Source organism: Spirillospora sp. NPDC052269 (assembly GCF_040679435.1).
Taxonomy (GTDB): domain Bacteria; phylum Actinomycetota; class Actinomycetes; order Streptosporangiales; family Streptosporangiaceae; genus Spirillospora.
The window spans coordinates 1-12,293 of sequence record NZ_JBFAUU010000019.1 but is presented as its reverse complement, the minus strand read 5'-3'; the positions used below and the strand labels follow the sequence as shown (position 1 = coordinate 12,293).

Here is a 12,293-nt window from a genome sequence, read left to right as displayed (position 1 = left end):
GAAGAGGGCGCAGCATGCATGCATGGGGTCTCAACAACACCCGAGAGGCTTCGAAAGAGCACTGGGCGGCGGAACAGGAGGTGGTCGGCCCGGGGCTTCAGGCGGTCATGCTCTGGTCCGAGCTGTGCGTCGAGTCCGCGGACGGCGCGGTCCTCACCGACCTCGACGGCAACCGGGTCCTCGACTTCCAGGGCGCGGGCGGCGTGAACTCCGTCGGCCACGCGAACCCGAGGTTCACCGGCGCGCTCGCCGACGAGCTGACCACCGCGCCCATCGGGGCCTTCGGGTCCGGCGCGCGGCGCGACATGGCCGAGTCGCTCCGCGACTTCGTGCCGGAGCCGCTCGACCGCGTCCAGCTCTACAGCGGCGGCACCGAGGCGGTGGAGGCCGGCCTCAGGCTCGCCAAGTCGGTCACCGGCAAGACCGAGTTCCTCTCCTTCTGGGGCGGCTTCCACGGCAAGACGCTGGGCAGCCTCGCCCTGACCGTGGGGGCCAGGACCGGGCTGGGCCCGCTGCCTCCCGGGAACTTCAGCACGCCCTACGCCAACTGCTACCGCTGCCCCTTCAAGCTGACGGCCCCGTCCTGCGGGTTCGCGTGCGTCGAGCAGGCCCGCGAGACGGTCAAGCAGAACTCCACCGGCGACCTCGCGGCGATCGTGGTGGAGCCGGTCCAGGGCCGCTCCGGCAACGTCGTGCCGCCCGAGGGCTACCTGAAGGCGCTGAAGGAGGTCGCGGAGGAGTTCGACGCCCTGCTCTTCGTGGACGAGATGATGACGGGCTTCGGCCGCACCGGCGAGACCTTCGCGTTCGTCCGCGACGAGGTCACCCCCGACATCGTGACCGTGGGCAAGGGCATGGGCGGCGGCTACCCGGTCACCGGTGTGCTGTCCAGCGCCGGGCACATGGCCGCGCCGCCCTTCTCGGACCCGAGCGCCAGCTCCTCCAGCTTCGGCGCCTTCCCCATGGCGTGCCGCGCCGTCGGCACCGTCGTGGACATCCTCGTCGAGGAGCGGCTCGTCGACCACGCCCGCAAGGTGGGCGGCGAGCTCCTGGACGCGCTGATCCCGCTGGTCGACGAGGCGCCGCTGGTCGGCGACGTCCGCGGGGCGGGGCTGGCCATCGGCATCGAGCTGGTGGCCGACAAGGAGACCAGGGAGCCCGTCTCCAAGGCCGTCCTGCGCGAGACGTTCATGGCCCTGCTGGACGCCGGGGTCCTCACCATGACCGGCGGCAACACGCTGCGCCTCTACCCGCCGCTCACCCTCGGCGAGGACCAGGCCCGCGAGGCGGCCGACATCATCGTCCGCACGCTCACCGGAGGTCCCCGATGAAGGTCGCGATCGCGGGACTCGGCATGGCGGGCACGTCCAGGCTCGGCTCCTACGCTCCGCTGCCCGGAGTCGAGGTGGTCGCCGTCGCGGACCCGTCGCCGCACCGCCGCGCCCAGGCCGGGGTCCGGGCCTACGCGGGCCTCGCGGAGCTCCTCGCGGCCGAGTCCGTCGACGTGGTGGACGTCTGCACGCCGCCCGCCTACCACCGCGAGCTCTCGACGCTCGCGCTCCGGGCGTCGTGCGACGTGATCTGCGAGAAGCCGGTCGCCTTCACCACGGCCGACGCCCTGGCGCTGGCCGAGACCTCCAGGCGGACGGGCCGCCTGCTGTACCCGGCGCACAACTACAGGTTCTCGCCGATGATGCGGCTGCTCGAAGAGGCGGTGGTCAAGGTGGTGGGCACGCCCGCCACGGCGACCTTCCGGATCGAGCGGAGCACCCACGCCGCCGGGACCGCGTCCTGGCGTCCCGACTGGCGGCGCGACCCGGACGTCGCGGGCGGCGGCATCCTCCTCGACCACGGCTCGCACTGCGTCTACATGCTGACCCGGCTGTTCGGCGGACGCCCGGACACCGTCGCCGCGACCGCGCGGTTCCAGGACAACGGCATCGAGGAGGCGATCGACGTCCGGCTCGAGTTCCCCCTCGGCTCGGCGGAGATCCGGCTCAGCTGGGTCGCCGAGCGCCGGTCGAACCACTACGGGCTGACCGGGCCCACCGGGACGCTGGACGTCACCGACGACGTGGCCGTCCTGTCCGGCCCGGACGGGACCGAGCGGCGGGAGCTGGAGTCGCCCGCGAAGGGCGGCGCCCACGAGGAGTGGTTCGCCGCGATGTTCGCGGACTTCACCGAGGTGAGGGCCGAGCCGGAGCGCTGGGCGGGACCCCTCGACGAGATCCTGTCGACCGCGCAGGTCATCGAGGCGGCGTACGCGTCGGCCCGGCGGGACGGCCGGCCCGCGACGTTCGCGGGGCAGGGCTGAACCCGTGCTGATCAGCGTCGCGATCATGCACCATCCGGCCCGGGCGGAACGGCTGCCGGCCCTGGTCGACGCCTGCCGTCCGCTGCTGCCGCGCGTCGTCCGCGACCCCGACCCGACCGGCCCGTCCAGCCCGCTGCGCACCGCCAAACGGGCCTGGGCGCAGATCGAGGACGGCGCCACCCACCACCTCGTCCTCCAGGACGACGCCGCCCTGACCCCGGGTTTCGCCGGACATCTGACGGACGCGCTGTCCCGGCGTCCGGAGCACGGGGTCACGCTCTACTCCCACTGGAACAGCCCCCAGAACTCCTACCTGGTCCGCCGGGCGGCGGTGGCGGGGTCGGCCTGGGCCCCGCTCTCGTCCGCGGAGTGGACGCCGACCCAGGGGTTCGTCCTGCCCGTCGCCCTCGCCCGGGAACTGGCGGCCTACCTGGAGCCGATCCCCGACCACGTCCGCGACGACGACGAGATGATCGCGCTGTTCTGCGCGTCCCGCGGCGTCCCCGTCGTCGCGACGGTGCCGCACCTGGTGGACCACGCGGCGGGGCCGACGCTCGCGGACCATCCGGGCGCGTTCCACGCGACGGTCTTCGCGGCCGGACGCCCCCTGCCGTCCGAGCACTGGCGGGTGGACGAGCGGACGGTCGGGGAACTCGCGGACCGGGCCGGGTTCCGCGACCCGGGCTCCCACGTCGTGGAGTTCGTCCGGTCCCGCTGCCAGCTCAAGTTCATCAGGCCCGGCTCCGGCGAGCCGGTGGAGCACTACTACGGATGGCACTGGCGCGACTGGTGCGGCCTTGCCGGCTTCGACGACGCGCAGGTGCTCGACGGTCTCGACGCCGCGCGGGTGCTCGCCGGATTCGACACCGCGCGCGCACCGGCCGGGTTGCCCCGGGAGACGCAGACCGAACTCTGGGCCGCCGGATACCTCCTCGGTGCGGACGCCGCCACGATCCCTCCCGGAGCCGTCCCGGCCCGGGACGACCTGGTCCGCGCGGCCGTCGGCTCCTGGATCGACTCCGGCCTCTGCCCGTCCGACCGCTCCCGGCTCGGCCCGGGCGCCCGGGAGGCCCTGGCCGACCTCGGCGTCACCGCGGTCGAGCAAGGACTCCGACACCGACACTCAGGGAGAGGCCGAGCGCATGTTCGAGCATGACGACCTCATCGCGCTGATCCGGGCGCGGGTGGAGGCGGGCGGCACCGACGTCGCCCTCATCGCCCACAACCCCGCCGACCCGTCCACCGACACGACGCTCGACTACGCCGCGCTGGACCGCGAGGCGCGCCGGATGGCGGTGTTCCTCGGCGGCCACGCCCGGCCGGGCGACCGGGTGCTCCTGGTCCACGAGACCGCGCTCGGGTTCGCGCGCGCCTTCCTCGGCTGCCTGTACGCGGGCATGATCGCGGTGCCCGCCCCGCAGCCCGACGGCTTCCGCAGGCAGCGCGAGCGCCTGGCCTCGATCGCCCGCGACGCGCGCGTGGCCGTGGCGTTGTGCGACCCGTCCGGCCTGGACGTGCTCCAGGAGTGGGCCGAGGAGGCGGGGCTCGGCGACCTCGCCTGCCTCGCCCCCGCCGACCTGCCCGCGCCCGACGGCTGGACCCGGCCGGAGACCGGCCCCAGGACGATCGCGTTCCTCCAGTACACGTCGGGCTCGACGGGCGGCCCCAAGGGCGTGATGGTCGACCACGGCAACATCCTGGCCAACGCGGAACTGTTCGGCGCGATGACCGGGGCGTCCCGGACGATGCGGTTCGGCGGCTGGCTGCCGATGTACCACGACTTCGGCCTCATCGGCATGCTGCTCATCCCGCTGGCGCACGGCGCGAGCACCGTGCTGATGCCGCCGATCGCGTTCGTGAAGCGTCCGCACAGCTGGCTGCACATGATCGACCGCTACCGGGTGAACCTCTCCCCGGCCCCGGACTTCGCCTACGACCTGTGCGTGCGCCGGATCAAGGACGACCAGATCGAGGGGCTCGACCTCTCCCGCTGGCTGTACGCGGTGAACGGGTCGGAGCCGATCAGGGCGGCCACCCTGCGCGCCTTCGGCGAGAGGTTCGCGGCCCACGGGCTGCCGCCCACCGCGATGCTGCCGGGCTACGGGATGGCCGAGGCCACGCTCGTCATCAGCGGGACCCGCTGGACGACTGGCCCCGTGGTCACGAACGTCGACGCCGAACTGCTGGAGAAGGGCGAGTTCGTGCCCGCCCCGGACGGACGGCCCCTCGCTGGCAGCGGCGTCCTCGAACCGGGCACGATCGTGGTCGACCCCGACACCCGCCGTCGCCTCGAGGACGGCGCGATCGGCGAGATCTGGATCAAGGGCGGCCACGTCGCGCGCGGCTACTGGGGCCAGGAGGAGGCCACCCGGCGGGTGTTCGGCTGGGAGACCGCCGACGGCGACGGCGGCTACCTGCGCTCGGAGGACCTCGGGACGATCTGGGACGGCCAGGTCTACGTGACCGGGCGCATCAAGGAACTGCTCATCGTGCGGGGCCGCAACCTCTACCCGCAGGACCTCGAGGCCGAGGTCCGCGCCGTCCACCCGGCCCTGTCGCGCGGCGTCGGCGCGGTCTTCGCGGTGCCCGCGCCGGACGAGGAGGTCGTCGTCGTCCAGGAGTGCCGGGCCAGTGACCTCGGCGAACTCTCCGCGGCGGAGCTGACTCAGCTGATCCGGCACGCGATGGCCCGGGAGTTCGGCGTCCTGCTCGGCGGCGTCGTCCTCGTCCGGCCCTCGGAGGTGCAGCGGACCACCAGCGGGAAGATCCAGCGGACCCTCACCCGGGACCTCTTCAGGGCCGGCGAGCTCGACGTCGTGCACGAGGACCTGTCCCCGGCGGTGCGCCGCCGCTACCGGACGGAGGTCTGATGCCGGCCCTGGACGGCCTCGCGACCCACCTCCCGTCGGAGAGCGTCCCGATCGGGGACCTCCAGGACGGCCTCGGGCTGACCGACACGCAGATCAAGGTGTTCCGGCGCTTCTACGGCCTGTCGCACGTGCTCAGGGAGCCCGAGGGTACGGGGACGGACCTGATGCTGGCCGCCGCGGGGAAGCTGGACGCGCTCCGCGGCCGGGAGCACCTCGTCCGGTACGTGGTCCAGGCGAGGACCATGCCGACGGTCGCCCCCTACCCGGTCAACCCGGTCCACGACGTCCGCGACCGGCTCGGGCTCCGGCACGCCGAGGCGTTCGCGCTGTTCCAGCACGCCTGCGCGTCGGGCCTGCTCGCCATCGACCTCTGCGGACGGCTGCTCGAGGCCGACGGGGACCCCGACGCGCTCGCCCTCGTCCTCACGGGCGAGAAGACGTTCACCCCGGCGGCGCGGACGGTCCCCGGGACCGCGCTCAACGGGGAGGGCGCCAGCGCCTTCCTGGTCCGGCAGGACGGCGACCGCGACCGGGTGCTCAGCTATGTCACCCGCACCCACGGCCGGTTCAACGCCTTCCTGCCCCTGACCGACGACGCGCCCGCCGAGTTCCAGAAGCTCTACCCGGAGGCGCTCGCGGAGGTCGTCCTGGGCGCGGTGGAGCAGGCGGGGCTGACCCTGGACGAGCTCGACCTGATCCTCCCGCACAACGTCAACCGGGTCTCCTGGATCCGGTTCTGCCAGGCGGTCGGCTACCCGCCGGAGCGGGTCCTCCTCGACAACGTCCCGGTCACCGGCCACTGCTTCTGCGCCGACCCGTTCCTGAACTACCAGTCCGCGCGCGAACTCGACCGTCTCCACCCGGGCGACCGCTATCTCATGGTCGCGGTCGGCCTCGGGGCGACCTTCTCGGCCATGGCATTCCAGCACTAGGAGTTCCCATGCAGGACTTTCTCCGCAGGCTGAAGGCGGCCGTGACCGGCTCGCCCGGCACCCCGCTCGTCCTCCTCGGGAACTTCGAGGTCGAGGAGCGGTGGGCGGGCGACGTGCCCGGCCTGCCGAAGATGGGCTTCTCCACGAGCTCGGCCCTGGTGAACCGGATGGAGGAGTTCACCCTGCTCCTCGGCGGTCCGGACGACCACGTCCTGCTCAAGGAGGCGTCCGACCCGGCGTACCTGGACCACCTGGCCGAGCTGGGGATCGAGCTCCCGCGGATCCTGTGCGCGGCCCGGCACGACCCGCAGCGGACCGTCACCCAGGACGTCCTCGACGACCCCGCGCTCGTCGCGGAGCTCACGGACCTGGCCGCGCGGGGCGCCTGGCTGCTCACGCACGGCACCTCGGACCTGGAGGAGGAGCTCGCGCGGCGGACCGGGCTGCCGCTGGTCGGCCCGGACGCCGCGACCTGCCGGACGGTCAACAGCAAGATCTACAGCCGGAGGGTCGCCGCCGACACCGGGCTGCGCCAGGCCGAGGGCTGGGTCGCCGAGACGGCCGGGGAGTTCGAGGCGATCGCCGCGGAGGCCAAGGGCCTGCTCGCGTCCGGCCGGACCGTGGTCGCCAAGGACGCGTTCGGCGTCTCGGGCAAGGGCATCCTCGTGGTCCGGGACGAGCAGCGCCTCGACCGGCTCGCCACCATGGTCAGGCGCCGTGCCTTCAAGCACGAGGAGGACCGGGTCGCGCTGCTCCTGGAGGAGTGGGTGGCCAAGAAGGCCGACCTGAACTACCAGTTCACGATCGCCCGGTCGGGCGAGGTGCGCTTCGACTTCGTCAAGGAGGCCCTGACCGAGGGCGGGGTCCACAAGGGCCACCGCATCCCGGCGCGGCTGGACGAGACGCAGGTCGCCGAGCTGCGGAAGGCCGCGCAGGTCCTGGGCGAGCGGCTGAGCGCCGACGGGTTCCACGGGGTGGTCGGCGTCGACGCCATGGTGGACCCCGACGGCGGGATCTACCCCGTCGTCGAGATCAACGCCCGCAGCAACATGTCCACCTACCAGCTTCGGCTCCAGGAGCTCTTCCTCGGGCCGGGGCGGGTCGCCCTCGCCCGGCAGTACCCGCTGCGGCTCGGCAGGCCCCTGCCCTACGCCGCCCTGCGCCGCCTTCTCGACGGCCTCCTGTTCGTGAAGGGAGGGGGAGAGGGGCTGATCGTCAACAACTTCGCGACCGTGAACGCGGCCGGACCCGCCGAGGGCGCCCATCCGGTGGAGGGACGCCTCCATGGCCTCCTCATCGCAGGCGACCGGCACCGGCTGGACGACCTGGACATGCGGATCGCCGAGCGCCTGGCCGAGGAGAGCGAGAGGAGCACGTCGTGAGCGTCGAGTTCGAGGTCCAGGGGATCCCCGTCTCCGAGCTGGCCGAACGGTTCGGCACCCCCTTCTACGTGTACGACGGCGACGTCCTTGCGAGCCAGTTCGGCAACCTGCGCGACCGGCTCCACCCCCGCATGGAGATCTTCTTCTCCCTCAAGTCCAACCCGAACCTCGCCGTCTGCTCGCTGCTGCGCTCCTTCGGGGCCAGGGCGGAGGTGTCGTCGATGACGGAACTCCTGACGGCCCTGGAGGCCGGGGTGGCGCCGGGCGACATCATCTTCCTGGGCCCCGGCAAGAGCCGCGCGGAGCTCCAGGCCTGCCTGGACCACGACGTCTTCACCATCGTCTGCGAGTCCTTCGGCGAGCTGGAACTGATCGACGGACTCTGCGCGGCCAGGGGCCGCCCCGCCGACGTCACCCTGCGGGTCAACCCCGCCTTCGAGGTCAAGGGCTCGGGGCTGACGATGGGCGGCAGGCCCCGGCAGTTCGGCATCGACGAGGAGCAGCTGCTGGCCCGGCCCGGCCTTGCGCGGGAGTTCCCGAACGTGCGGCTGATGGGCGTCCACGCCTACCTGGGGACCCGGTTCCTCAGCGAGGACGTCGTCGTGGCCAACACGTCCAGGATCCTGGAGATGGCCGAGCGGCTCTCGGCCGCCCTCGGCTTCCCGCTGGAGGTCGTGGACGTGGGCGGCGGCCTCGGCATCGCCTACTTCGACAACGAGGGCGACCTCGACCACGAGACCCTGACCGACCGGCTCAACCCGGTGGTCGCGGCGTTCGCGGACCGGTACCCCGGCACCCGGATCATCCTGGAGCTCGGCCGCTACCTGACGGCCAAGGCGGGCACGTACGTGGTCCGCGTCCGGTACGTGAAGACCTCGATGGGCGACAACTTCGCCGTGGCCGACGGCGGCACCAACCACCACATGGCCGCCGTGGGGATCGGCTCGGTCATCAAGCGGAACTTCCCCATGCGCTCCCTGAGCCGGATCGACGAGGAACCCACCGAGCGCTGGTACGTCACCGGGCCGCTGTGCACGCCCAACGACACGATCGGCAAGGGCGTCCCGCTGCCGCCCGTCCGCCCGGGCGACCTGCTCGGCGTCCTGCGGTCCGGAGCCTATGGGCCGACCGCCTCGCCTGTCCTGTTCCTCAGCCACGGCGCCCCCGCCGAGGTGCTGGTGAAGGACGGCAAGCCCTTCCTGGTGAGGGTGCCCGACACTCCCGCCGACCTGCTCCGCCCGCAGAACCCGACCCCCTGAGAAGGAGACCGGCATGACCACCGACCGCGAGAAGATCGTCTTCGCCGTGTCCGAGGCGCTGGCCGCGGTGCTGAGGCGCGACCAGGCCACGATCGGCGAGCACACCCGCCTCTTCGACGACCTCGGCCTGGACTCCACCAGCGTGCTCGAGGTGCTGATGCGCCTGGAGGACGAGCTCGACCTGGAGTTCGACACCGACTCCCTGGAGCAGCGCCACTTCGAGACCGTGGGCACCCTCGCCGACTTCGCCACCGAGCAGGGGTGACGATGCGGCTGGAGCGGATCACCTGGCACTTGTACGGAGAGGGCCGCGCCTACCTGTCAGAGACCGACAGCCCGCTGCTACGCGACTACGTCCACGACCTCGGCGCGCTCTGGGGAGTGGAGCCGCGGGCGGGGCTGCTCACCGAGACCGTCCGGACCAGCTACGCCGAGATGGTCGAGGACCTGGTGCCGCGGCTGGACCTGCCGGACCTTCCGGTGGACGTGGTCGCGATCGCCGGCAGCGCACCCGATGCCGACGTGCTGCGGTCGCCGACGTCGGTCCTGACCGAGCTGGTGCCCGGCGCGCCGCTGCCGCTCGGCGTCACGGACCAGGGATCGGCCGGCCCGTTCACGGCGCTCCGGATCGTCCAGGGGTACCGGGCGGAGCGCGCGATCCTCATGGTCCTGGACCAGAGCCGCCTCTGGTACGACCTGCCGCTGGGCCCGGAGCAGCGGCCCGAGGCGGATTGCGGGGTGGCCCTGGTGTTCGGGCCGTCGGGCGTCGCGGGCGGCTTCACCGTCGAGCGCCGTACCGACGTCGCCCCCGGCGACCTGGCATCGCTGATCCCGTCCGGGGACCACTCCCTCATCGCGGGGAACGGCCTGCGCGGACACGTCCCCGAGGACGTCGCGGAGGTGCGGTTCGCCCCGTCCGGGCAGCCCTGCACCGGGGTCTGGCAGACCCTCGCCGAGGCGCTCCCCGACTGGCGGGGGCGCCGCGTGGTGATCGCCGAGTACGACCCCGTCCTGCGCTATCTGAGCCTGTGCACCGTGGAGGTCGAATGAGCGGGTACCCCGGGATCCGCCGGACCGCCCGTGAGGAGGGCCTGGTCGCGGCGCTCGAACTGCTGCACAAGGACGGGGTCCGGCACGGCCCCGCCGGTCACGCGCTGGTGGTCGGGAGGCCCGCCCACCTCGAACTCCAGGGCGTCGGCCTGAGCGTGGTGAGGGATCCGTCCGCGCCGCCCGCCCCCAGGGAGTGGACGCTCGGACTGCTCTGGCTGCGGCTCGGCGTCTCGGAGTGGCTGCTGGACCGGACCGTGGCCTATCTCGGCGCGCGCACCACGGGCGGCACTCCGCTCCTGCTCCAGCAGATGGTCAAGGGGCAGCTGGCCGAGGCCGTCACCGAGCAGGTGGAGCTCTCGACCCTGCTGGCTGGACGCGCGCCGGACCGGCTGGACGACCCGCACCGCCAGATCACCCGCGCCGACCGCGTCCTGCTCCGCCTGCTGGGCGGCAGCGGCTTCCGCGCCGACGGTCCGGGCCAGGCGGCCCACGCGTCCGAGCTGCTCGCGGACTTCTACCGGGAGGACCGGCATGATCGAGCTCGATGAGCGGCTGACCGTGCTCCAGGGCCACGCCCGCGAGTGGGCGCGGGACCTGCGGCCCCTCGCGCTGGACCTCGAAGTGGACCCCGAGCTCGTCCACGACCTCCTCGACAGGCCCGGCCTCGCGTTCCTGGCGCGGGCGGCCATCCCCGCCGCGTACAACCCGGCCCCGATCGTCCTGGACGGTCACCTGTTCGACGGCATGGGCGGGCTCGAACGGGTGACGTTCGTCGAGGAGTTCGCCGCCTGCGACACCGGGATGCTGCTGGCCGCGCCGGGATCCTCCCTGTCGGGGATCTTCGTGGCGCTGCTCGGCGACGAGGAGCAGAAACGCTGGTTCTACGGCCGGCTGCTGGAGCGGCCGACCTGGTCGTTCTTCGCGCTGACCGAGCCGGACCGGGGCTCGGACGCGCCCGCCCTGGAGTCCACGCTGACCCCGGCGGGTCCCGAGGGCGGACCGCTGCTGCTGAACGGGACCAAGCGGTTCATCGGCAACGCGGCCCGGGCCGCGGTCGGCATGGTCTTCGCCCGGGTGCGCCCGGGACCGCTCGGGATCATCTCGGTCCTCGTGGACACGGCCACCCCCGGCTTCAGGGCCGAGCCGTTCCCGACCGTCGGCCTCAAGGGCAACCAGGTCAGCGAGGTGGTCTTCACCGACCTGGAGGTGCCCGCCGAGCGGGTCCTCGGCCGGCACCTCTCGGCGACGCGGCGCGGGCTGGCCGGGGCGGTGCAGGGGTTCAACCGGCTCCGTCCGGGCGTCGCCGCGCTCGGCGTGGGGATCGCCAGGGGCGCGATGGACTACGTCCTGGAGCATCGGAGCGACCTGACCTCCTGGGAGCGGGACGAGCTCGACCGGGTCTCCCGGCGCATCGCCGGGGTCCGGCAGCTGGTGCGCAGGGCCGGCGTGGCGATGGACGAGAACGACCCGATGCTCGGGTACCTGGCGTCCATGGCGAAGGCGCGGGCGGCGCGGCTCGCCGAGGAGGTGACCCTGGCGATGCTTGACTACTTCGGCCCCGGCGCGCGCTGGGAACACCCGCTGCTGGACAAGTACGCGCGGGACGCGCGAGGCGTGGAGTTCATGGAGGGCACGAGCAACATCCAGAACCTCACCGTGTTCCAGGGGCTTTCCCAGAACCGGCTGAGCGTTCATTGAGCGTGCACGTGTGGAGCATCTCACTGGACGTCCCCGTCCAGGAGGTGCTCCTCCTGCGCGCCCTCCTCGACCCCGACGAGCTGCGGCGGGCGGACGGTTTCGACGACCCGGCGAGGCGCCGCCGCCACACGGTGTCCCACGGCGTCACGCGACGGCTGCTGGGCTCGTACCTGTCCGTCCCGCCGCGCTCCCTGCGCTGGACCAGGGGGCCGCACGGCAAGCCCGCGATCGCCGGCAGCCCCGACACGTCGTTCAGCCTGTCCCATTCGGGGGACCGGGCCCTGCTCGGCGTGGCCGCCGGACGCTCCATCGGAGTGGACGTCGAGGCCGAACCCGCCTTCGACGCCGACGCGTTCGCGGCGCGCTTCTTCCCCGCCTCGGAACGCGCGCTCGTGGCGGCCGGGCAGTTCACCCGCCTGTGGAGCCGCAAGGAGGCCTGCGTGAAGGCGGCGGGCGGGCGGCTCGTCCAGGGGCTCCCGCTGCTGGTCGGCGGGGAGACCGTCCACGACCCCTCGGGCGCGCTGCCCGGTCCCTGGCTGGTGAGGGACGTCCCGGTTCCCCAGGGCTTCGGCGCGGCCGTCGCCCTCTCCGGGACGGAGCCGTGCGCCCTCACGGTGCACTGACCGGCCGGGCATGGTGAAGCCGCCGGGCCCCCGGGCCTCGGCGGCTTGCGCCGTCTTCCCTGCTCAGAGCTCGCCGTTGATGAAGGCCTCGACGGCGTCGCGCGCGTCGTCGTCGGAGTACTGCTCCGGCGGGGACTTCATGAAGTAGGAGCTGGCCGACAGGAT

The 12,293-nt window shown here is 73.0% G+C and carries 12 protein-coding genes; all 12 read left to right on the top strand.

Features of this window, described 5'->3' with window-relative positions:
- The first annotated feature begins 14 nt into the window (after positions 1 to 14).
- Genes AB0L06_RS33885 through AB0L06_RS33830 form a run of 12 tightly spaced genes read left to right on the top strand, consistent with a single transcriptional unit; the run spans position 15 to position 12,128 of the window.
- Positions 15 to 1,331, top strand: coding sequence for an aspartate aminotransferase family protein (locus AB0L06_RS33885; protein WP_500235239.1), 1,317 nt, complete (start codon positions 15 to 17; stop codon positions 1,329 to 1,331).
- Positions 1,328 to 2,314, top strand: a complete 987-nt coding sequence (locus tag AB0L06_RS33880) for a Gfo/Idh/MocA family protein (protein WP_500235237.1) — start codon at positions 1,328 to 1,330, stop codon at positions 2,312 to 2,314. Before AB0L06_RS33885 ends, AB0L06_RS33880 begins: the two co-directional genes overlap by 4 nt.
- Positions 2,315 to 2,318: 4 nt before the next feature.
- Positions 2,319 to 3,470: a hypothetical protein gene (locus AB0L06_RS33875; protein ID WP_500235236.1), complete on the top strand. Its 1,152-nt coding sequence runs from the start codon at positions 2,319 to 2,321 to the stop codon at positions 3,468 to 3,470.
- Positions 3,457 to 5,184: a fatty acyl-AMP ligase gene (locus AB0L06_RS33870; protein ID WP_500235235.1), complete on the top strand. Its 1,728-nt coding sequence runs from the start codon at positions 3,457 to 3,459 to the stop codon at positions 5,182 to 5,184. Before AB0L06_RS33875 ends, AB0L06_RS33870 begins: the two co-directional genes overlap by 14 nt.
- The gene (locus tag AB0L06_RS33865; protein ID WP_500235234.1) at positions 5,184 to 6,116 is read left to right on the top strand and encodes a 3-oxoacyl-[acyl-carrier-protein] synthase III C-terminal domain-containing protein; all 933 of its coding nucleotides are present in this window, start codon (positions 5,184 to 5,186) and stop codon (positions 6,114 to 6,116) included. The genes AB0L06_RS33870 and AB0L06_RS33865 overlap by 1 nt, the downstream gene beginning before the upstream one ends.
- Before the next feature lie 8 nt (positions 6,117 to 6,124).
- Positions 6,125 to 7,498 (top strand): preATP grasp domain-containing protein, encoded by a 1,374-nt coding sequence (locus AB0L06_RS33860; RefSeq protein ID WP_500235233.1) that lies wholly within the window; start codon positions 6,125 to 6,127, stop codon positions 7,496 to 7,498.
- Positions 7,495 to 8,757, top strand: coding sequence for a type III PLP-dependent enzyme (locus tag AB0L06_RS33855; RefSeq protein WP_500235232.1), 1,263 nt, complete (start codon positions 7,495 to 7,497; stop codon positions 8,755 to 8,757). The genes AB0L06_RS33860 and AB0L06_RS33855 overlap by 4 nt, the downstream gene beginning before the upstream one ends.
- 13 nt (positions 8,758 to 8,770) lie before the next feature.
- Complete coding sequence (locus AB0L06_RS33850; protein ID WP_122198285.1) at positions 8,771 to 9,022, top strand: acyl carrier protein; 252 nt, start codon at positions 8,771 to 8,773, stop codon at positions 9,020 to 9,022.
- The gene (locus tag AB0L06_RS33845) at positions 9,019 to 9,807 is read left to right on the top strand and encodes a hypothetical protein (protein WP_500235231.1); all 789 of its coding nucleotides are present in this window, start codon (positions 9,019 to 9,021) and stop codon (positions 9,805 to 9,807) included. Before AB0L06_RS33850 ends, AB0L06_RS33845 begins: the two co-directional genes overlap by 4 nt.
- Positions 9,804 to 10,355, top strand: coding sequence for an acyl-CoA dehydrogenase family protein (locus tag AB0L06_RS33840; protein WP_500235230.1), 552 nt, complete (start codon positions 9,804 to 9,806; stop codon positions 10,353 to 10,355). The genes AB0L06_RS33845 and AB0L06_RS33840 overlap by 4 nt, the downstream gene beginning before the upstream one ends.
- Complete coding sequence (locus AB0L06_RS33835) at positions 10,339 to 11,505, top strand: acyl-CoA dehydrogenase family protein (RefSeq protein ID WP_500235229.1); 1,167 nt, start codon at positions 10,339 to 10,341, stop codon at positions 11,503 to 11,505. Before AB0L06_RS33840 ends, AB0L06_RS33835 begins: the two co-directional genes overlap by 17 nt.
- Before the next feature lie 8 nt (positions 11,506 to 11,513).
- The gene (locus AB0L06_RS33830; RefSeq protein WP_500235228.1) at positions 11,514 to 12,128 is read left to right on the top strand and encodes a 4'-phosphopantetheinyl transferase family protein; all 615 of its coding nucleotides are present in this window, start codon (positions 11,514 to 11,516) and stop codon (positions 12,126 to 12,128) included.
- Positions 12,129 to 12,293 lie beyond the last annotated feature (165 nt).